Below are 19,358 nucleotides of genomic sequence, written 5' to 3' on the forward strand. Positions count from 1 at the left end.
TAGATATATTCTCAATATAGTGAATTATAAACACATTAAGGACATCAAAAAAAGAATGTTAACTGTTGCCATACCAAAAGGTGTATTACTTAAACCTACTCTTCAGCTATTACAATCTGTGGGATTAGATTTTAGTGCTTTCTTAGAATCAGGAAACCGTCAATTGCAAATTCCTGATACTAGTGGACAAGCCAAAGGGCTGTTAGTCCGAGCGCAAGATGTGCCTGTTTATGTAGAATATGGTCAAGCACAGTTGGGAGTTGTGGGTTACGATGTTATTAGAGAAAAACAGCCCCAAGTAGCGCAATTAGTAGATTTAAAGTTTGGATATTGTCGAATGTCTGTGGCTGTAAAAGCAAACAGTTCTTACAAATCTCCTTTAGATTTACCCGCACATGGTCGGGTTGCTTCTAAATATGTAAATTGTGCGCGAGAATATTTCCAAGGTTTAGATTTACCCATAGAAATTGTCCCTTTGTATGGTTCTGTGGAATTGGGTCCAATTACGGGAATGTCAGAAGCAATTGTTGATTTAGTTTCCACAGGCAAAACTTTAAAGGAAAATGGTTTAATTGAAATTGCCACTTTGTATGAAAGTACAGCGCGGTTAATTGTTCACCCTTTAAGCTACCGTTTGAATACAGGTAATTTACATCAATTAATTGAACAAATGCGGTTAGAAATACTCAACCCAGTTTAATTTATTAGTATAAGCAATTAGTAGGTTGGGTTGAAGAATAAAAACCAACATTTTCGAGATTTTTTTGGATTTCCCAAAGCCTCAACCCAACCTACAAAATTATTCACCTTTTTCTATTTTGCTGACCGAACTAAGTTGATCTAAAATTGTCAAAACTTCTTGTTCAAATGCAACTTGAGCGCGGTTAGTTTTACCCCCAATATATAAAGTCTCACCTTTTTGTAAAGCCCAAATTTGGGAATGGGAAAAATAACTCATGACTACACCCAACATTAATAAACCAAAGCCAGTATAAACAATGGGAATACCAGGATCAAATTTAATTTGTAAACCTGTACTACCAATGACATCAATAATTTTTAAATTGACTCCATTTACAGGGATAGACATTCCTGCACGCACAGTATTAATTAATTTACCTTGAGCATCATAAATTAATACCATTCCTTGTAAATCTTTGGCTAATAGGGAAACACCTTCGCTTAAATCAGGTTTTGTTGGTATCCAAGTTCCCCAAATTCTACCTTTACCTTTGGTGTCTAATTGTGCCATTGGTAATTGGAAAATTGGACTTTTATTTAATCTTACCTGAACGCTGGAAATTCCCCAATCTGTTTGATAGAAAACTACACCATGATAACGCAGAGGTTTGTTAACATAAATCTTCTCATGATTAACTTCTTCACCCCGATTATTCAGCACAGACATATCTGAATAAAATTGGTCAATTCCTCCCGTTGGTGTGTAATCAATCCAAAAGCGATTGACACGCACAGACCAATCTTTTAACACATCTTGAGAAGACCAAGCACCAGCATCAACAATATTTTTTACTTGGAATGTATCCCCACTAGAAATCATTTCTTGAGCCATAAATCCCGTCATTGATCCACAAATTCCGCCTAATAAAATGGCAACAATACCAATGTGAACAATGATCGGACCAATACGACCAATTATACCTTTACGAGCATAAAGAATATCATCTTTATCCTGGAAAATACGATAACTTTTTTGCTGCAAAATTGGCGTAATTGACTGTAGGGAAACACCATCTAATTCAGCACTCAAAGCTAATTTTTGAAATTGGCGAGGTTCTTCGTAATATTTCCATTTTTGAGCAGCTTTCAGGGCTGGTAATTGACGAGTAAAAGTACAAGCTGTTAAACTCGTTCCAAATAGAACTAATAAACTCAAAAACCACCAAGTTCGATATACATGATCTAACCCGACTACTTGAATAACTTTCCAAGTGAGAAACCCAAATAAAGCGGGATGTTCTGGATAGTTAGATTGGTAAAATGCAGGTAATTGTCCTTGTTCAATGACAGTACCACTAACACTAAATAAGGCAATTACTAATAAGAGGATAATTGCCAAACGTAAATCAGTTAATATGGGTAAAATTTTTCGCCGCATAAATTTCCCAGGTATTAACCACCAAATTAATTCTGTGGATGTTGTTTGATCTAAAGTCATTATTTAGAAACTACTAATAGGGATACGAGAAACTAAGGAAAAAACACCAAAACCTACTAATAATGCCCCGCTAACAGGATTTATCCAGCCAGACCAACGGCGCAATTCTAATAGTTTTTTAATACTAGCAGTAAACGTACCTGCTAAAATTAATGGAGCTACATATCCCGCTGTATAAGCAAGTAGTAAAACAGCACCTAAAACTAAATCTTGGCTATTAGCAACCCAACCCAATAAACTCGCTAAAACTGGTGTGCTACAGGGGGAAGCAACCAACCCAAATGTTAACCCAATGGAGTAGGAACGCACTCCGGGTGGCAAATCTTCAGAAATCCAAGTGTCATTTAAAGAAGGAAATTGTATGGGTAATGCTTCTAATAAGTTTAATCCCATAATAATAGCAATAATACTGACAATAATTGGTAAACCAATTCCTATTTGACCGTAGACTTTACCTATTAAACCTGCTATAATGCCCATTCCTGCCAGTGTAGTTGCTAATCCTAACGCAAACCAAGTTGATTGAACTGCTGCTTGCAAGCGGGTTTTAGCTTCATAACCACCAATATAGCCAATAGTAATGGGCAACATAGACAGCATACAGGGCGTGAGACTCGTAAGCAAGCCCGCAGTAAAAATAATGCCAATACTCACAATACTTAAGTGGGTGAGTTGGTTAGTAACCAGGGTATTAGCAAATTGTTCCAGTTCGTAAATTCGGGTTTCTAGAATTTCTAACATGAGTATGTTTAAGTAAAAAATGCTTACTCTGGTTGAATTTTAACATATTTTGGGTGATCAAGTGATGAAAACAAGTAAATATTAATTAGGATTAATTAGGGTGTTGCCAGATATTTTCCCGGATTTTTGTGAAAGATTGATGAATTTATAGTAAAGATTGCCCATAATCAGGTTAATTATCCTGAAGATTATTTTAGGATCAAATCAACATCAAATATCCGCATAAAACAGAAAATAGTAGTTGAAAAGGAATCTACCACCATGGCTCAGAAAACCAGCAAAGTTTTACAACAATCTGGAGTTATTCCCTATAGAATAATAGAGGGAAAAGTAGAAATTTTATTAATTACAACTCGTAAACGTCAAGGTTGGGTGATTCCTAAAGGGGGACTTTGTAAAGGTATGAGTCCTCATGAGTCAGCAGCAAAGGAAGCATGGGAAGAAGCGGGAGTTTTAGGTAGAGTCACAACGGAAAAATTGGGTAATTATAAATATCGAAAACGGGGGAATATCTATCGAGTAAATTTATTTTTATTACCTGTAGAAGAAGTATTAGAAGATTGGCCAGAAGCCACTGCAAGAGAAAGAAAATGGTTAGAAGTTAACCAAGCTGCTGAATTAGTGAAGGAAAATTCACTAAAAAGAATTATTCAGACTTCATTAATAATGAACCAATAAAAGAGTATTTAAATTATCTCAAAGGACAAATTATGACTTTTGAGATAATTATGGGTAAAATGGTCTACTAAATTTGTATCACTTAATTCTAAATTATAAAAATCTACAAACTCATGATCAAAATATGGTCCTGCGTGCCAAGTTCCCACATCTAATTTAATAAAACAACTACCGGGAATCTGAAAAGCCGCAATTTTTGATAATTCAGGCTCATTTATATGATTATTTGGTGGACAAACTACCATGAACCAATCTTTACCATCTAAAGAACCCAAACATTGAGTACATTTGACATGACGAGTAATGTGGTGAAATTTTCTACCTTTTTCCTGTAACCGCATAATATAAAAACGGGGAATACCATTTTGTAAATTTAATTGTGCATCTTCTTGATCAAAATTTTTGCCATCTTTACTTACATATATTACCTGTCCATAGGGTTGAAAATTCTCTGGTGTAATTAATTGAGATGGTAATTTTTGTATTTTTGATAATGTACTCATAAGTTCTTGACTAAATATTTAGGTGTGACTGAATTAAATTAGAAAAAACCAAGATTTGAAATCTCAAACTTTGCGACTTTGCAACCTTGCAGCTTGGCGCGAAAAATACAGCAAGTTCAGCTTGAATGAGCTACAATGCGGGCAAGATGCCCGCACCACTGTAATACCGAGAAAAAGAGAGAGGAAATATATTTTCCTTCCTCTAATTTCCAGTTAGCAAAATTTAGATTTTGCCAATGTAATGTAGTCCTAAAATAATACCGGCTCCCAAGATATGTCCAAAAGAAGCAGTTGCTAATACAGCGGGTAAACCAAAACCACCGAAAAATTGAGGCGCTGGTAATTCTGGTTTAGCGTTAGGCTGCTGAATGGTAAATTTGCCCACAGCGATCGCAAAAATATTGGCTACAATCATAATGATGCCAATATTGGGACTCCATTCTAACGTTGTTGTAGCTGTAGCCAACAAAGTTGAAGTTAACATCTAAATTTACTCCTGATATTTGGGGATACTTAACAATATCATCTAAATATTCGGTAATAAAAATCTATATCATTGCTTACTTTGTAGCGAAATTTAACATTTGTTTGCAATTCACAATAGAAACAATCCTTGTACTGAATAGCCAGTTTTAGTGTTTGATCATACTTATGGTATCTGGAAGGGCTGATAATTGGTAAGATAAGAGTAATTACTTCCTGAACTTGATCATGTCCTCAACTCTTAACTCTTTACCACCTGCGCTGAAAAAAATTGTCGAACGCTTTCAAAGGGCTACAGAACCCAAAAGACGCTATGAACAGTTAATATGGTACGCTCAAAAACTGCAAGAGTTTCCTGAAATTGACAAACTCCCAGAAAACAAAGTTCCCGGTTGTGTTTCTCAAGTATATGTCACCGCATCTTTAGCAGATGATAAAGTAATATTTCAGGGTGATTCTGATTCCCAATTAACCAAAGGATTATTAGCATTATTGATAGAAGGATTAAATGGATCAACACCTACAGAAATAGTCCAACTTACTCCCGATTTCATTCAAGAAACTGGCTTAAATGTTAGCTTAACGCCTTCTCGCGCTAATGGCTTTTACAACATTTTTAAAACTATGCAAAAAAAAGCTTTAGAATGTAAGTTAGAAAGTTAGAGATGAGGAAATAAGTAAATTCTTTTTAATTATGAACTTAATCAGATGTCTACTAATTTATTAACAAATCCCGCTGCTGCATTTGGTGGTAAAGTACAGGAATATCCTTGGCAATGGGAAAATCAGGAATTACGAATAGTATATGAAACCATTGGCCAAGGTTCACCCATTCTATTATTACCAGCCTTTAGCAGCGTTTCTACCAGGGCAGAAATGGCAGAATTAGCCAGACTACTCGCACCCCATTTTCAAGTCACAGTCATAGACTGGCCTGGGTTTGGTGACTCTTCCCGACTCGGTTTAGATTACAGACCAGTCATATATCAGCAATTTTTGGCGGATTTTGTCAAATCTGTATTTAATACGACAGTTTCCGTAATTGGTGCCGGTCATGCTGCTGGTTATATTCTAGAACTAGCGTTTAAAGAACCGCAAATACTTAACAAAGTTGTATTAATAGCCCCAACTTGGCGTGGACCTTTACCAACAATGGGCGCAACTCAGGAAATAGCGGCTATGGTACGGGGAATTATCAGATTTCCCATTATTGGTCAATTCCTGTATAAGCTCAACACAACACCATCTTTTTTAAGATGGATGTACACTCGTCACGTTTTTAGTAATGCTGACAAACTTACACCCAATTTTATCGCCAATAAATGGCAAACTACCCAAAAAACAGGAGCAAGATTTGCTTCAGCGGCTTTTGTCACAGGTAATATTGACACATTTTACACTCAATCAGAATTTCTTTCTCTAGCTCAATCTTTGTCTGTACCAATTATGGCAGTTATTGGCGCATCTAGTCCGACAAAATCACGTCAGGAAATGGACGCATTAGCAGCTTTACCAAAAATAGAGAGTGTGGTAGTTCCTGGTTCTTTAGGACTTCATGAAGAATTTCCAGCAGAGGTTTTTCAGTTTATACTACCATTTTTAAATCGGTTATCATAGGCAAGATTATCAAAGTTGCTTTGACATTATGATGAATTCAGAAACATTTAGTTCAATACCAGTAACCGTTTTAACTGGCTATTTAGGTGCTGGTAAAACCACCTTATTAAACCACATTCTTACCTATGAACATGATAGAAAAGTCGCCGTTATTGTCAATGAATTTGGAGAAGTAGGTATTGATAATCAATTGGTAATTGATGCGGATGAAGAAATATTTGAAATGAATAATGGCTGTATTTGTTGTACAGTTAGAGGTGATTTAATTCGCATTATTGGCAACTTGATGAAACGCCGAGATAAATTTGATCATCTAGTAATTGAAACCACTGGATTAGCTGATCCTGCACCTGTAATTCAAACCTTTTTTGTAGACGAAGATTTGCAAAGTCAATTGTCATTAGATGCAGTGGTTACAGTTGTTGATTCCAAGCATATTTGGCAACATTGGGAAGCAGACGAAGCCCAGGAACAAATTGCTTTTGCTGATGTGATTTTATTGAATAAAACCGATTTAGTTACAGCAGAAGTTTTAGATGAATTAGAAACCCGGATTCGGTCAATGAATGCAATGGCAAAAATTTACCGCACTCATAATTCTCAATTAGCAATGTCAGCTTTATTAGGAGTAAAAGCATTTGATTTAGATCATGCTTTAGAAATTGATCCTAATTTCTTAGGAGAAGATGCTCATATTCATGATGAAAGTGTTTATTCAGTTTCTATAGTATCACCAGGGACTATCAATGGTGAAAAATTAAATGCTTGGCTATCAGAATTACTCAGAAATCAAGGAACAGACATTTTCAGAATGAAGGGAATTTTGAATATTGAAAATGAAGATAACCGCTTTGTTTTTCAGGGAGTACACATGATATTTGAAGGTAAAGCAGATAGACCTTGGAAAGCAAATGAACCTCGCAAAAATGAACTTGTATTTATTGGGAGAAATTTAGATGAAGCACAGTTAAAAAAAGATTTCTTTGCTTGTATGAGTTAGGTGAATAAAATTCACAGCTACACAGACAAAACCCACATAAGTGGGTTGTGAATCTAGTAAACTTAGTCCACCTCGGTGGACTTTGATGGTGTAGTAGCTACTTCTATTCGCCTAGTATTTCTGATCAATAAAAGATAACAAATATGAACCTAACAACCAGCAAATCTCCAGAATTTACTCAACACTATTCCACAAAACTTACAGATTATGTCACCGCTTTAGCTTGGTCTTCTCAAGTAGAAATACTGGCTGCTAGTTCCGCTGCTGGTGAAATTGTTTTATGGGAAAATCACCAATTAATTACCTTACAAACAGCTACAAATCAAGCAGTAAATTGTCTAGCATTTTCCCATGATGGTAAATATATAGCCATTAGCGGACAAGATGGAAAAGTAAAAATTTGGTGCGAAAATCAATTAATTACAACTTTAGAAAATGCACCTGTTTGGGTTGATCAATTAGCATGGAGTTATACCAATAATCAACTAGCTTTTAGTTTAGGACGTTATGTGCAAATTTGGGATGCAGACACATCAGAAGTCGTTGTCACTCTTAACTTTAATGATTCCTCTATTTTAGGAATTGACTGGCGTAAAGATGGCAAATATTTGGCTATTAATGGTTATAAAGGTGTAAAAATTTGGTCTACTCAAGATTGGAATGCAGAACCATTTATCCTTTCCATGCCTACCGCTAGTATAACAACAATTTGGTCAGGTGATGGTGAATATTTAGCCTCTGGAAATATGGATCGCACTCTCACCGTTTTACAATGGGAAAATCCTGATCCTTGGGTCATGCGCGGCTTTCCCGGTAAAATTCGTCAACTAGCTTGGTCAGACCTCAAAACCCCCACAGGTGCGCCAATTTTGGCTGCTTCCAGCGTTGAAGGCATAGTAGTATGGGAGAAGTCCGTAGATGAATCTGTGGGTTGGGAAGCCCAAGTATTAACCAATCACGTAGATATTATTCAAGCAATATCTTTTGCACCCCAAAGCTTGATTCTCGCTTCCGCTGGTGCTGACGGTTGGTTATGTTTATGGGATGAAAATAGGGAAGTATCACAGATTTTTACCGATACAGAAGCAGGTTTTTCTACTCTATCTTGGCATTCCCAAGGACAATTATTAGCCGCAGGTGGTGAACAAGGAGAATTAATTATTTTGTCGACTTCTTTGGGGAATTAAAAATTTAACCCTGAAATTGTGTAGGTTGGGTTGAAGAACAAAACCCAACACATTCATTAATGTAGAGATAATTTAGAGAATTTGTGATAAAAATTTCTTAGTTCTCTCTTCTTTGGGATTAGTAAAAAAAGTGTCGGGGGTAGAAGATTCAACTAATAAACCGCTATCCATTAGTACCACTCTATCAGCAACTTCTCGCGCAAATCCCACTTCATGGGTAACAACTACCATTGTCATTCCCTCACTAGCGAGATTTCCCATGACATCTAAAACTTCTCTCACCATTTCTGGATCTAATGCTGATGTCGGTTCATCAAATAGCATAATCTTAGGTTGCATTGCTAATGCACGCGCTATAGCCACTCGCTGTTGTTGTCCACCAGATAATTGTCCGGGATATTTTTGTGCTTGTGCTAAAATTCCCACTCTTTCTAATAATTGCATTGCTAATTCTTCCGCTTTTACTTTGGATATTTTGCGGACATATATTGGCGCTAAAGTGATATTTTGTAAAACTGTTAAATGGGGGAATAAGTTAAATTGCTGAAATACCATTCCCACTTCTCGACGAATTGTTTCAATGTTTCTTAAATCATGACTGAGGATAATTCCGTCAATACTAATAATTCCTTTTTGATATGCTTCTAAAGCATTAAACGTACGAATAAAAGTTGATTTCCCTGAACCAGAAGGACCCATTAAAACAACTACCTCTCCTCTTTCTACACTTAAACTTATACCTTGGAGAACATGAAATTTACCATACCATTTATGGACATTTTCGGCAATTATTATCGGTTTTATTTCTGTCATATTTTACTCTTTTTTGAATTTGAATCTTTTTTAACTAACCACAGAGGCACAGAGGACTCAGAGTAAAAGAGGAAGAAGCGTTCAGCTTACTCTTTGGAGAACATGAAATTTACCATACCATTTATGGGTATTTTCGGCAATTATTATCGGGTTTTTTTCTGTCATATTTTACTTTTTTTTGAATTTTTTTTAACCAACCACAGAGGCACAGAGGACTCAGAGTCAGAAAGGAATAGATGTTTTATTAAGTTTCATTAAAATTAGTTATTTAATTGGTTTTCTAATTTTTTAGCAGCTAAGGACATTGAATAACAAAATAGCCAATAAATTAAACCAATAAATAAATATACTTCTGCATATCTTCCTAAAAATTGCGGTTGTGCTAATATAGAACGTGCCATTCCTGTTAATTCCACTAATCCCACTAATGATAAAAGAGATGTATCTTTAAATAAGCCAATAAATTGACCCACAATTGCAGGAATAACTGCGCGTAATGCTTGAGGTAATATTACTAATGTGAGTAATAAGGGTGTATTTAATCCTAATGCTTTTCCTGCTTCTATTTGTCCCCTGGAAATTGATTGTAGTCCTCCACGCACGTTTTCGGCCATGTATGCTCCACTAAATAATATTAGTCCCACAATACTTCTGAATAATCTATCTAAACGCAAATCTGCTGGTAAGAATAAAGGTAACATAACTTGGGCTAAAAACAAAATACCAATTAATGGTAATCCTCTGACAATTTCAATATAAAGAATAGAAAACCACCGCACTACAGGTAAATTACTTGTTCTTCCTAATGCGAGTAAAACTCCTATGGGGAAGGAAAGCACAATACTAATTATTGCTATTAATAGGGTTAGTAATAAACCATTCCATAAATTTGTAGATACAGCTTGTAACCCTAAACCACCACCAATTAACCAGATAATTATCGGAAAGGATAATAACCACATTAGGGAAAGCCAAGGTGTGATAATTTGAGCAAATTTTTGACCAATTATCACACCTAAAATTATTAAACCTGTAATTAATAATAAAGACAAACGACTAGTTAATGGTAGAGGTAAAATTAATAATAAAACCCCAACAATAAAACCAAAAATTAGAGAATTACGTTTTGTGAATATTGCTTCTTTAGTAAAAGCACCCCCAGTAATTGCGGTTAAAGTTGTAGATATTCCCAAAACCAGCCAAATTCGCCAATATAAATTCTGGGGAAACCTTCCCACCAAAAATAAATGTAAATTAACTGCAACTACTTGCCATTGTGCCTTAGTAATTAACCAAATTGCAAATCCTTGAAATAGCCAAAATAGAAAAATCGAACAAACAACAGTTAATAAACAATTGTACCAATTATTAAACAGATTTTCTCTTAACCAAATAAACTTAATCATCATAGAGATCCTAAATAAAATATTTTCCTATAGCGTACCATAAACATAAAATCTCTTCCTCTCTTCCTCTGTGGCCTCTGTGCCTCTGTGGTTCGATAAAAAATAAATCCTGTTCACAAATCAAATAAAATTGCTATTTTTTATCTTTCCTGAATTTGAACAGAACGATTAAATAAATTCATAATTAGAGAAATAACTAAACTCAAAATCAGATAAGTAATCATAATCAATAGCATTACCTCCACGGCTTTTCCAGTTTGGTTAAAAGTAGTAGAAGCAACAAAATAAATATCAGGATAACCGATAGCGATCGCTAAACTGGAATTTTTTGTTAAACTGAGATATTGACTAGTTAATGGGGGAATAATCACCCTTAAAGCTTGGGGAAAAATTACCAATTGCATTGCTAAACCTGGCTTTAAACCCAGAGATGTTGCTGCTTCCCATTGTCCTTGAGGAACTGATTTAATTCCCCCCCGCACAATTTCCGCAATAAACGCACCCGTGTAAAAAGTTAACCCTAATAACAAACTAGAAAACTCTGGAGACAAGGTAAACCAAGGAAATTCAATGCCATTTTGACTAAAGTTAGCGAAACCGAAAACAGAAATTTTATTTTCGGCTTTGGGGAAACTCAAGAAAATTGCAAAATACCAAAATAGCAATTGTAATAATAATGGTGTATTCCGAAAAATCTCCACATAAACAAAACTAATCTTCCTGACTAACCAATTATCTGATAGTCTAGAAATTCCCGCAGTAATTCCCACAATTGTAGTTAGTAAGATACTCATTATTGCTATTCGTAAAGAATTAATTAATCCCACTAATAAAGCATAATTATAAGTATCCGTTGGTTGATAATTAACGATAGTTTCACCAATATCAAAAGATGCTTGTTGCTTGAGAAAATTAAATCCAAATTGAATTCCTAATTGCTGTAAATTCCGTCTGACATTACTCCACAATATCACGACTATAAATACTGCTAAAAATACAAAAATTAACTGAATAGCATTTTGCCAAAAACGATGATCACGCCATAAAGGAGGTTTAGAATTAGTCATTATTTTAATTTAGTATTATAGTATTACCGGAAGGGTGGGGAATAGAGTAATCCTCCTTTTGTCGCTAATTGATTTTGACCACGAGGGAGATTTAGTTTTGTCTTGGTTCCCAAATTGCGTTCATAAATTTCGCCATAATTACCAACGTGTTTAATAATTCTGGCTGCGAAATCATTTGTTAAACCAATTCCTGCTCCCAAGTTTCCTTCTGTTCCTAAAAAACGTTTAATATCGGGATCTTTACTATTTGCAAACTGTGATAAATTTTGAGAATTAATTCCCAATTCTTCACCTTTGATCAAAGCATAAACAGTCCACTTAACTATATCACTCCATTGAGTATCACCCTTAGCAACTGCTGGCGCCAGGGGTTCAGAAGAAAGAATATCATCTAAAATGATGTTATCTTCCGGTTTCGGTAGGGTTGCGTACCGGGAAACCAAACCAGAACGGTCTGTGGTGACAGCATCACAACGTCCTTCTACATAAGTAGCAAAGGTAACATTTACATCCTCAAAAACAACGGGTTTATAAGTCAAATCCCGTTTCCGCATTTGGTCTGCTAAATTCTGTTCGGTTGTCGTCCCTGTTTGGACACAAATAGCTTTGTCTTTCAGGTCTTTAATAGATTTAATATTCCTATTTTTGCGCACCATAACCGCCTGACCATCATAAAATACCACAGGTGCAAACTCTAAACCCTGAGCAGTCCCACGGCTAAAAGTCCAGCTGGTATTGCGACTCAAAATGTCTACTTCTCCAGTTTGTAAAGCTGTAAATCTCTCTTTAGCGTTAAGGGGACGGTATTCTACTGCGTCTGGATTATCAAATATCGCCGCTGCTACAGCCCGACAAATATCAACATCAATACCGCTATATTTACCGTCAGTCCCCACAAAACTAAATCCCGGTAATTCACCGCTAATTCCACAAACAAGCTGACCACGGCTTTTAATGCGATGACCGATCACGCGAGTAACCTGTCCTTGGGGAGTATTAACCTTACCCCCTGGCGTTTGCGGTTGATCACTACAAGCAGTTAGAGAAAATATTAACTTCAGTGTGACAATACCAGATATAATAGGTCCAATAGTAAATAATTTCCTAGACTTCATAAGTAAGCAATGAGCGATATTTAATCCCGATCTAATCTAAGTTTTGCACAAAAACGTCAAAAAAGCACAAGATATATCAAAGATCTATCGAGGATCACATTTAATTAAAACCAAACTTCCCAATTAACAATATGCTAAATTTTCTCAATTCCTTTCTCGGTCGTCATCCAGAGCGCGTCAAAGCCAATGTAGAGATTTATACTTGGCAAACTTGCCCCTACTGCATCCGTGCGAAAATGCTACTATGGTGGAAAGGTGTTAATTTTACAGAATACAAAATTGACGGTGATGAAATAGCCAGGGAAAGTATGTCCATACGCGCTAATAATCGCCGCAGCGTTCCCCAAATATTTATTAATAATCAACACATTGGCGGTTGTGATGATCTGTATCGTCTAGATACGAAAGGTCAACTGGATGATCTTCTTTATTTACACTGATGATGACTTGGTTTAAATAAACCAAATCACCCAAATTTAACTAGATGTTGTAGTGCGGGCATCTTGCCCGCTAGAATTATACTTAAATGTAGTACCGCTAGAATTATACTTAAATGTAGTACAGTTTATAGCTATATCATAATCATAGCGATCGCCTGATTTTTAGCTGTTCTAATATTGTATCAGATAAAATAAAAACAAATCAACCAGAGGCAGTGATTATGATCACCCAAATCAGTGAAATCAAATCTCCCACTGAACTGGTAATCTCTTGGGAAGCCTTACCCGATGATTTTCAGTTAGAGGACGAACCGGTGGAAAATACAGGACAGCCACTTTTGGCTGGTGCTTTGCGAGAAAGTTTAGAAATTGGGGGTTTTATTCAACCGCAGATGTTGATAGCCTCGAATTTTGGTTTATGTGCGACATTAGACGGTAAATTTATTGCTAAAGCACCTGATTGGTTATATATTCCCGCAGTCAAAGAAATTTTACCTGAACGCAAAAGCTACACACCGAATTTAGAAGGAGATATTCCCGCTATAGTTATAGAATTTTTATCAGATCAGGAAGGTGGAGAATATTCTTTTAAACGCACATATCCACCGGGAAAATGGTTTTTTTACGAGCAAATTTTGCAAGTTCCCATCTATGTAATTTTTGATCCAGATGGCGGTTTATTGGAATTATATCAACTGGAGAATGGTCGCTACGAGTTAAAACAACCCGATGAAAATGGTCTACATTGGATTGACGCAATGGGCTTATTTTTGGGAACTTGGTGGGGGGAAAAAGAAGCTAGAACTGGATATTGGTTAAGGTGGTGGAATGAAGCAGGTAATTTACTACCTTGGTCTGTAGAAAAGATTGTAGAAGAACGTCAACGGGCTGAACAAGAACGTCAACGGGCTGAACAAGAACGTCAAGAGAAAGAACGGCTAATAGCGTACTTAAAATCCCAGGGGATTGATCCGAGTAATTTACCTTAAATAGTAGGGTGCGTTAGCTGTCTTCGTAACGCACCTAATTGAAATCAATAATAACTGACCACAATAATAAATATAAATCAATAATAAATATAAATATATGCTGGAATTACCAGAATATTTAATACATAGAAAATGGATGAATCACGCCCTAGAATTAGCACGAGCAGCGGGTGATGCGGGTGAAGTTCCCGTTGGTGCTGTAATTGTTAACACAAATAACCACCTGATTGCTGTAGGAGAAAACCGGAAAGAACGGGATCAAGACCCTACCGCACACGCGGAAATTATGGCGATTCGCGCTGCTAGTCAAATTTTACAAAGTTGGCGCTTGCATCAATGTACATTATATGTCACTCTAGAACCCTGTCCGATGTGTGCCGGTGCTATAGTTCATGCACGATTGGGAAAATTGATCTATGGAGTGGACGATACCAAAACTGGCGCAATTCGGACTGTTCTCAACATCCCTGATCACCCTGCGTCTAATCACCGTCTAAAAGTGCTAGGAGGTATTCTGGAATCAGACTGTCGAGAACAATTACAAAATTGGTTTGCTACCCAACGTCAGCAAAAATAACAGACACAGATAAAACTGTCCAGATGGGAAAACAAAAACTACCCAAGAAAATATACGGTGGACATAAGCAATTTGTGTAATTTTTTATTCTTCTAAAAACTAGCCACCGTAATGATTAAATCAGACTCTGCTTCTACTACCCGTCATTCACAAACCATAAATAAGTCTGTAAGTTCTCACCTCAACTCCGCTCGGAGGCCTTTGATAGCTCACAGTATACCAGGGATTTCCCCTTGGTTAATTCCTTTAGGGTATTTTATTGGACGTTATATCATTCTGCCATCTTTCTTTAGGCAGATTAAAATTACTGGACTAGAAAATATCCCCAAAAGTGGTCCGGTAATTCTTGCTCCTACCCATCGTTCTCGCTGGGATTCATTAGTTTTACCCTACGCTGCTGGTCGTCATCTCACAGGTAGAGATATGCGATTTATGGTGACAATTGATGAATGTCAGGGGTTACAAGGTTGGTTTATTCTCAGAATGGGCGGTTTCCCGGTCAATACTCAACGTCCAGCGATCGCTACTCTCCGTCATACAATAGAGTTAATGCAACAAGGGGAAATGTTAGTTATTTATCCTGAAGGTGATATCCATCGTGATGGTCAAGTTCACCTGCTGAAGCCAGGAATAGCCCGTTTAGCCTTAAATGCTGAATCTAAATACCCAGGGCTGGGGATTAAAGTTATACCTGTTAGCATCCAATACAGCGAATCCTATCCTCACTGGGGTGCAGATGTCAACATTCGCATTGATGAACCTATCAAAGTCACAGATTATCTAAATGGAAATTTCAAGCTGGAAGCTAAAAGGCTCACAGCAGATTTAACCCATCAATTAAAACAATTAAGTCAGGAGTCAGGAGTCAGAAGGAACATAGAACCAGAAAATTCCTCCCCTGCTTCTCCTCCCTCCCCCTGCTATACATCAACTACTTCCCGTGTCCAATCCAATTACCAATTCCCAGTGATTAAGTTTGCCCACATCCAGGGCAGCGTAGTCAATAACTTGTAATTCCCAGTTACCTTGTGCGGGTAGGGAAAGTAATTGTTTCAGGGCTGGATGTGATCGCACTGTGTAAGTATTTTGTAATTGGTTACGACGGCCTAATGTGCGACTTTGCAATAAAATCCGCTGATTGTTAGGAGCAATTAAATAAATTTCTAAATCTCCTAAAAAATCATGGGTGATATTAACCGTAACTTGGATATCACCAATATTAGCAGCTTCATTAATAGCGATCGCACTTTTAATTCCCTCTTGATCATTATCAGGAATATTCACAACTTGAGTATTTTTTACCTGTGTTTGTTCATTAGTAATTTGGGCAACGACACCCATTTGTTTTGCTAGTCTCACAGCCTTAGCTGCATTGACTTTCCCATAACCAAACCATTGACTATGACCATTACTATCATAAGTACCCCCATCAATATTCAATTGAGGATCAGGGCTATTATCAATAATTTTATCAGCAGTATCTTGAAGAATCTGTTTAACTTGTTGAGCCGTTAAATCAGGATTAGCTGATAATACTAAAGCTGCTACTCCTGCGACTATGGGAGTGGCGCTAGAAGTACCACCAAAGTTATTAGTAAAGTTTCCAGCATCATAACCTGCTGCTCCTAATTGATCTGCAGTCAAGATTCCCAACCCAAACAGAGAAGAGACAATTGCCGGTTGTGTATAAACAAAACCGGTTTCTTGAAACCACATTCCCGGAGGAGCATTATTACTAGGAGCGCAAACAGAAATATTATCTCCCCAATTACTATAAGCAGCTTTTTTATTCAAACTAGTGGAAGCCGACACGGTAATTACATCAGGATGAACTGCAAAACCGCTTAACCAATTTGTGTTACCTTTCACAATATTTTTCGGCCAATTTTGTTCATTGATAGTCCCATTAATCGGACGGTTAGTATTTCCGGCTGCAAAAACAATTACACATCCTTTACCATTGCGTCCATTGGTAGCAGCATGACTAATAGCTGCCCTTTGACGGATAGAAAGGGGAAAATAAACAGCAGAAGCTCCCCAACTACAAGAAATTACACTTGCTCCCTTTTCCACCGTCCAATTAAAAACATCCTCAATTGATTGATCATCTAAAAAACCGGTAGTCCGAATGGGCATCATTGCACAACCAGGAGCAACTCCGACAATTCCCGTGCCATTTTCTTCTGCTACAGCTAGTCCCGCGCAAGCAGTACCATGACTAGTTTCTTTTTCTCCTGGTAAGGGTAAAAAATCATTTTCTTTTAAATCTCTAGGAGCAACAATTTTACCATTACCTTGAAAATCTGGGTGATTCAAGTCAAAGGAATCATCTACTACAGCGACGATAATAGAACGAACACCGCGAGTAGTATCCCAAGCTTGTTCTACGGAAATGTGAGAACCAGCTACCAATTGATTCCCCCCATTGTGATTGAGATACCACTGTTGAGGATAAAGGGAATCTTTGGGCCGATAATGAGGTTCTTGTTGAATGATAATATTTGGTTCTGCGGCTAAAACTTCTGACAGTTTTTGTAATTGATTCGTGATTTTAATTGGGTTTTGTTTAGCTTGTTTACTCACCAGAAAAATAAAAGTATTCGACATTCCTACAACTGGTTGATCTTGAACTAAATTAAATCTATTGGCAATAATATTAATTTTATTCATATCTACCCAAGTAGCAAATTGAATTGTGATTTGATCACTTAGATAAACCAAACTACCGGGATTATTTTCAAGTTTATAAACATGACTCACAAAGTCTACATTTTTATCAGCACGTACTTGAGACATTACTGTTTCTAGCTGCTCAGGAAAAACCGTATACAGTTCTAACTTTGCCTGGGATATACTGCGCCGCCATACACATCCACGTATTTGTGATACTTGCTCACGTGTAAAGTTAGCATTAGGACGGATAGTGAAGCGATATAATGTTTTTTCTAGTATCAATTCTTCGCCACTGCGTTGTAAAATTAATGCTTCGTCGCTATTTGTGACATCTGGTTCGAGAAAATCTGGAGAATTAATATTATCACTCATAAAAAATTGGGATTAGTTGAAAATTAATTGGCCTCTTGGCTCTTGCCTGTTTAGTCCTTTGCCAGAGAAATTTTTTCAGTCACTTGACTTTATCATCGGTACAAAGAGAGTTAAAATACATCAAGTTTTTCAAATTTTTTCCATAATTATTTTACTAATTAACCTCATGAATGTTGCTACGGATCTATTAATTCGCTTTAGCTGCTTATCATTTATAGCGTTCTTAGGCATATCATCATCTGCTGAAGCTCAGGTAAAAAAGCCCTCAGTTCCTATTAATCCTGTTAGTGAAACTAAACCGACGACTGGGGATAAGACTAACACCCTCAGTCCCGCTGGACAGGGTAATAATATCTTGAGTATAGCGGCAGGCGATCGCTTAATGAAAGAAGCAGATCAAGCGATTTCTAGTCAAAACTACGCTTTAGCAGCCAAAAAACTCCAAGAAGCACGCCAGGTTTATAATCAGTTATCCAGCTTTTATCAAGAATTAAATTCTAGTTTTGGAGGTATTGACATTCGTTTATCCGATTCCCAGCGCCAAAAAGCCTTAGCAACTGCCCAAAAGCGAGATGAAGCCAGCTACCAGTTAGCCTTAGTATATCGAGCGCAAAATCAGCCAGAACTAGCCATACCTTTGCTAGTGCAAATCATTAAAAGTCAAAACCCCACGAGGGAACTGGGGGGAAAAGCTTATCAACAATTATTTGAATTAGGTTTTGTGGATGCACCCTATTCTCGTCCAAACAAAAAATAATCAGCATAAGTTAATTAGCAACAACCAAGAGTTAGATATCTGTTAATAATAGAGAAGTAAAGTTTTTTCAGGAATTGCGATGATGAGTCCGCAACAGGTAGAGGGAATGATCAAGGCACAACTGCCAGATGCCCAAGTGCAAGTACAAGACTTGACGGGTGGTGGTGATCACTATCAGGTGACAGTAGTTTCATCGCAGTTTGTAGATAAGGGACTAGTGCAACAACACCAGCTAGTTTATGGCGCATTGAAACAAGCCATGTCCAGCGAAGCTATTCATGCTTTAGCTCTGAAAACCTACACTCCCGAAGCTTGGCAAGTAGTAAACTAATTTGAGATTTAGGATTTTGCCTTGAACAAAATCTAAAATTGCCTTGAATTTTGACTTTTAACTTTTAACAACGCAGGAAATAACTAATCATGACCCCAGAACTTAAAGAAAGAATTGATACTTTGGTAGAAGAAAACAAAATTATGGTTTTCATGAAGGGTAACAAATTAATGCCCCAATGTGGTTTCTCTAATAACGTTGTGCAAATTCTCAATACATTAGGAGTTCCCTTTGAAACTCTTGACGTACTTGCAGATCAAGACATTCGTCAAGGAATCAAAGAATATTCCAACTGGCCAACAATCCCCCAAGTATATATTAATGGCCAATTCGTTGGCGGTTCTGATATTTTGATCGAAATGTACAACAAAGGTGAATTACAACAAATGGTAGAAGTAGCCCTGGCTTCTTAATATCAACTATTAGGTGT

The 19,358-nt window shown here is 36.9% G+C and carries 22 protein-coding genes and 1 pseudogene; 13 read left to right on the forward strand and 10 right to left on the reverse strand.

Annotated elements, in window-relative coordinates; genetic code table 11:
- The first annotated feature begins 55 nt into the window (after positions 1-55).
- On the forward strand, positions 56-700 hold the full coding sequence (hisG, locus tag H6F62_RS00705; protein WP_137906539.1) for an ATP phosphoribosyltransferase: 645 nt from the start codon (positions 56-58) through the stop codon (positions 698-700).
- A 99-nt stretch (positions 701-799) separates the two neighbouring features.
- Here hisG and H6F62_RS00710 read toward each other — a convergent pair whose 3' ends face one another.
- Together H6F62_RS00710 and H6F62_RS00715 are read right to left on the reverse strand one after the other, a co-directional pair.
- Complete coding sequence (locus H6F62_RS00710) at positions 800-2,179, reverse strand: cytochrome c biogenesis protein (RefSeq protein WP_190371081.1); 1,380 nt, start codon at positions 2,177-2,179, stop codon at positions 800-802.
- 3 nt (positions 2,180-2,182) lie between these two features.
- Entirely contained in the window at positions 2,183-2,920 is a 738-nt protein-coding gene (locus H6F62_RS00715) for a cytochrome c biogenesis protein CcdA (RefSeq protein WP_137906487.1), read from the reverse strand.
- 261 nt (positions 2,921-3,181) lie between these two features.
- On the opposite strand from H6F62_RS00715, the gene H6F62_RS00720 reads away from it, so the two are divergent.
- Positions 3,182-3,598, forward strand: a complete 417-nt coding sequence (locus H6F62_RS00720) for an NUDIX hydrolase (RefSeq protein ID WP_137906488.1) — start codon at positions 3,182-3,184, stop codon at positions 3,596-3,598.
- A gap of 8 nt (positions 3,599-3,606) precedes the next feature.
- Here the strand turns inward: H6F62_RS00720 and H6F62_RS00725 are convergent, their stop codons facing one another.
- On the reverse strand, positions 3,607-4,101 hold the full coding sequence (locus tag H6F62_RS00725; RefSeq protein ID WP_190371082.1) for an ureidoglycolate lyase: 495 nt from the start codon (positions 4,099-4,101) through the stop codon (positions 3,607-3,609).
- A 223-nt stretch (positions 4,102-4,324) separates the two neighbouring features.
- Positions 4,325-4,585 carry a photosystem I reaction center subunit PsaK gene (gene psaK / locus H6F62_RS00730; RefSeq protein ID WP_028083052.1) on the reverse strand — a complete coding sequence of 87 codons (261 nt, stop codon included), beginning with the start codon at positions 4,583-4,585 and terminating at the stop codon, positions 4,325-4,327.
- A gap of 227 nt (positions 4,586-4,812) precedes the next feature.
- Here psaK and H6F62_RS00735 point away from each other — a divergent pair, with 227 nt between their 5' ends.
- The 4 genes from H6F62_RS00735 (at position 4,813) to H6F62_RS00750 (ending at position 8,388) form a co-directional block, all read left to right on the forward strand.
- Positions 4,813-5,247 carry a SufE family protein gene (locus H6F62_RS00735; protein WP_137906490.1) on the forward strand — a complete coding sequence of 145 codons (435 nt, stop codon included), beginning with the start codon at positions 4,813-4,815 and terminating at the stop codon, positions 5,245-5,247.
- A gap of 45 nt (positions 5,248-5,292) precedes the next feature.
- Positions 5,293-6,201, forward strand: coding sequence for an alpha/beta hydrolase (locus H6F62_RS00740; RefSeq protein WP_190371083.1), 909 nt, complete (start codon positions 5,293-5,295; stop codon positions 6,199-6,201).
- Between the two features lie 28 nt (positions 6,202-6,229).
- The gene (locus tag H6F62_RS00745) at positions 6,230-7,201 is read left to right on the forward strand and encodes a GTP-binding protein (protein WP_190371084.1); all 972 of its coding nucleotides are present in this window, start codon (positions 6,230-6,232) and stop codon (positions 7,199-7,201) included.
- Positions 7,202-7,344: 143 nt separating this feature from the next.
- Entirely contained in the window at positions 7,345-8,388 is a 1,044-nt protein-coding gene (locus tag H6F62_RS00750) for a PD40 domain-containing protein (protein WP_190371085.1), read from the forward strand.
- A 72-nt stretch (positions 8,389-8,460) separates the two neighbouring features.
- Here the strand turns inward: H6F62_RS00750 and H6F62_RS00755 are convergent, their stop codons facing one another.
- The 5 genes and pseudogenes from H6F62_RS00755 to H6F62_RS00770 form a co-directional block, all read right to left on the reverse strand.
- Positions 8,461-9,201 (reverse strand): amino acid ABC transporter ATP-binding protein, encoded by a 741-nt coding sequence (locus H6F62_RS00755; protein ID WP_137906494.1) that lies wholly within the window; start codon positions 9,199-9,201, stop codon positions 8,461-8,463.
- Between the two features lie 84 nt (positions 9,202-9,285).
- A pseudogene (locus H6F62_RS20765) lies at positions 9,286-9,366 on the reverse strand (amino acid ABC transporter ATP-binding protein); the annotation flags it as partial.
- A gap of 95 nt (positions 9,367-9,461) precedes the next feature.
- Positions 9,462-10,607 carry an amino acid ABC transporter permease gene (locus tag H6F62_RS00760; protein ID WP_137906540.1) on the reverse strand — a complete coding sequence of 382 codons (1,146 nt, stop codon included), beginning with the start codon at positions 10,605-10,607 and terminating at the stop codon, positions 9,462-9,464.
- A 140-nt stretch (positions 10,608-10,747) separates the two neighbouring features.
- Entirely contained in the window at positions 10,748-11,674 is a 927-nt protein-coding gene (locus H6F62_RS00765; protein WP_137906495.1) for an ABC transporter permease subunit, read from the reverse strand.
- Positions 11,675-11,697: 23 nt separating this feature from the next.
- Positions 11,698-12,789: an amino acid ABC transporter substrate-binding protein gene (locus H6F62_RS00770; protein WP_137906496.1), complete on the reverse strand. Its 1,092-nt coding sequence runs from the start codon at positions 12,787-12,789 to the stop codon at positions 11,698-11,700.
- Between the two features lie 131 nt (positions 12,790-12,920).
- Here H6F62_RS00770 and grxC point away from each other — a divergent pair, with 131 nt between their 5' ends.
- From grxC to H6F62_RS00790, 4 genes are all read left to right on the forward strand, one after another.
- The gene (grxC, locus tag H6F62_RS00775; RefSeq protein WP_137906497.1) at positions 12,921-13,229 is read left to right on the forward strand and encodes a glutaredoxin 3; all 309 of its coding nucleotides are present in this window, start codon (positions 12,921-12,923) and stop codon (positions 13,227-13,229) included.
- A gap of 221 nt (positions 13,230-13,450) precedes the next feature.
- On the forward strand, positions 13,451-14,218 hold the full coding sequence (locus H6F62_RS00780) for a Uma2 family endonuclease (RefSeq protein ID WP_137906498.1): 768 nt from the start codon (positions 13,451-13,453) through the stop codon (positions 14,216-14,218).
- A gap of 136 nt (positions 14,219-14,354) precedes the next feature.
- The gene (gene tadA / locus H6F62_RS00785; protein WP_206753555.1) at positions 14,355-14,795 is read left to right on the forward strand and encodes a tRNA adenosine(34) deaminase TadA; all 441 of its coding nucleotides are present in this window, start codon (positions 14,355-14,357) and stop codon (positions 14,793-14,795) included.
- 111 nt (positions 14,796-14,906) lie between these two features.
- Entirely contained in the window at positions 14,907-15,809 is a 903-nt protein-coding gene (locus H6F62_RS00790; RefSeq protein ID WP_137906500.1) for a 1-acyl-sn-glycerol-3-phosphate acyltransferase, read from the forward strand.
- Here the strand turns inward: H6F62_RS00790 and H6F62_RS00795 are convergent.
- Positions 15,723-17,840 (reverse strand): S8 family serine peptidase, encoded by a 2,118-nt coding sequence (locus H6F62_RS00795; RefSeq protein WP_137906501.1) that lies wholly within the window; start codon positions 17,838-17,840, stop codon positions 15,723-15,725. The two genes, H6F62_RS00790 and H6F62_RS00795, sit on opposite strands and share 87 nt — an antisense overlap.
- A 166-nt stretch (positions 17,841-18,006) precedes the next feature.
- Between H6F62_RS00795 and H6F62_RS00800 the strand changes: the two genes are divergently transcribed.
- From H6F62_RS00800 to grxD, 3 genes are all read left to right on the forward strand, one after another.
- Positions 18,007-18,597 (forward strand): hypothetical protein, encoded by a 591-nt coding sequence (locus H6F62_RS00800; RefSeq protein WP_137906502.1) that lies wholly within the window; start codon positions 18,007-18,009, stop codon positions 18,595-18,597.
- A 79-nt stretch (positions 18,598-18,676) separates the two neighbouring features.
- The gene (locus tag H6F62_RS00805) at positions 18,677-18,928 is read left to right on the forward strand and encodes a BolA family transcriptional regulator (RefSeq protein ID WP_137906503.1); all 252 of its coding nucleotides are present in this window, start codon (positions 18,677-18,679) and stop codon (positions 18,926-18,928) included.
- Positions 18,929-19,017: 89 nt separating this feature from the next.
- Entirely contained in the window at positions 19,018-19,341 is a 324-nt protein-coding gene (gene grxD / locus H6F62_RS00810; RefSeq protein WP_137906504.1) for a Grx4 family monothiol glutaredoxin, read from the forward strand.
- The last annotated feature ends 17 nt before the right edge of the window (positions 19,342-19,358 follow it).

It is taken from the genome of Anabaena sp. FACHB-1391 (genome assembly GCF_014696755.1).
GTDB lineage: Bacteria > Cyanobacteriota > Cyanobacteriia > Cyanobacteriales > Nostocaceae > Dolichospermum > Dolichospermum planctonicum.

Coding starts and splice junctions, on each gene's coding strand:
- hisG (WP_137906539.1), top strand. CDS start 56: ATGTTAACTGTTGCCATACCAAAAGGTGTATTACTTAAACCTACTCTT.
- H6F62_RS00710 (WP_190371081.1), bottom strand. CDS start 2,179: ATGACTTTAGATCAAACAACATCCACAGAATTAATTTGGTGGTTAATA.
- H6F62_RS00715 (WP_137906487.1), bottom strand. CDS start 2,920: ATGTTAGAAATTCTAGAAACCCGAATTTACGAACTGGAACAATTTGCT.
- H6F62_RS00720 (WP_137906488.1), top strand. CDS start 3,182: ATGGCTCAGAAAACCAGCAAAGTTTTACAACAATCTGGAGTTATTCCC.
- H6F62_RS00725 (WP_190371082.1), bottom strand. CDS start 4,101: ATGAGTACATTATCAAAAATACAAAAATTACCATCTCAATTAATTACA.
- psaK (WP_028083052.1), bottom strand. CDS start 4,585: ATGTTAACTTCAACTTTGTTGGCTACAGCTACAACAACGTTAGAATGG.
- H6F62_RS00735 (WP_137906490.1), top strand. CDS start 4,813: ATGTCCTCAACTCTTAACTCTTTACCACCTGCGCTGAAAAAAATTGTC.
- H6F62_RS00740 (WP_190371083.1), top strand. CDS start 5,293: ATGTCTACTAATTTATTAACAAATCCCGCTGCTGCATTTGGTGGTAAA.
- H6F62_RS00745 (WP_190371084.1), top strand. CDS start 6,230: ATGATGAATTCAGAAACATTTAGTTCAATACCAGTAACCGTTTTAACT.
- H6F62_RS00750 (WP_190371085.1), top strand. CDS start 7,345: ATGAACCTAACAACCAGCAAATCTCCAGAATTTACTCAACACTATTCC.
- H6F62_RS00755 (WP_137906494.1), bottom strand. CDS start 9,201: ATGACAGAAATAAAACCGATAATAATTGCCGAAAATGTCCATAAATGG.
- H6F62_RS00760 (WP_137906540.1), bottom strand. CDS start 10,607: ATGATTAAGTTTATTTGGTTAAGAGAAAATCTGTTTAATAATTGGTAC.
- H6F62_RS00765 (WP_137906495.1), bottom strand. CDS start 11,674: ATGACTAATTCTAAACCTCCTTTATGGCGTGATCATCGTTTTTGGCAA.
- H6F62_RS00770 (WP_137906496.1), bottom strand. CDS start 12,789: ATGAAGTCTAGGAAATTATTTACTATTGGACCTATTATATCTGGTATT.
- grxC (WP_137906497.1), top strand. CDS start 12,921: ATGCTAAATTTTCTCAATTCCTTTCTCGGTCGTCATCCAGAGCGCGTC.
- H6F62_RS00780 (WP_137906498.1), top strand. CDS start 13,451: ATGATCACCCAAATCAGTGAAATCAAATCTCCCACTGAACTGGTAATC.
- tadA (WP_206753555.1), top strand. CDS start 14,355: ATGAATCACGCCCTAGAATTAGCACGAGCAGCGGGTGATGCGGGTGAA.
- H6F62_RS00790 (WP_137906500.1), top strand. CDS start 14,907: ATGATTAAATCAGACTCTGCTTCTACTACCCGTCATTCACAAACCATA.
- H6F62_RS00795 (WP_137906501.1), bottom strand. CDS start 17,840: ATGAGTGATAATATTAATTCTCCAGATTTTCTCGAACCAGATGTCACA.
- H6F62_RS00800 (WP_137906502.1), top strand. CDS start 18,007: ATGAATGTTGCTACGGATCTATTAATTCGCTTTAGCTGCTTATCATTT.
- H6F62_RS00805 (WP_137906503.1), top strand. CDS start 18,677: ATGATGAGTCCGCAACAGGTAGAGGGAATGATCAAGGCACAACTGCCA.
- grxD (WP_137906504.1), top strand. CDS start 19,018: ATGACCCCAGAACTTAAAGAAAGAATTGATACTTTGGTAGAAGAAAAC.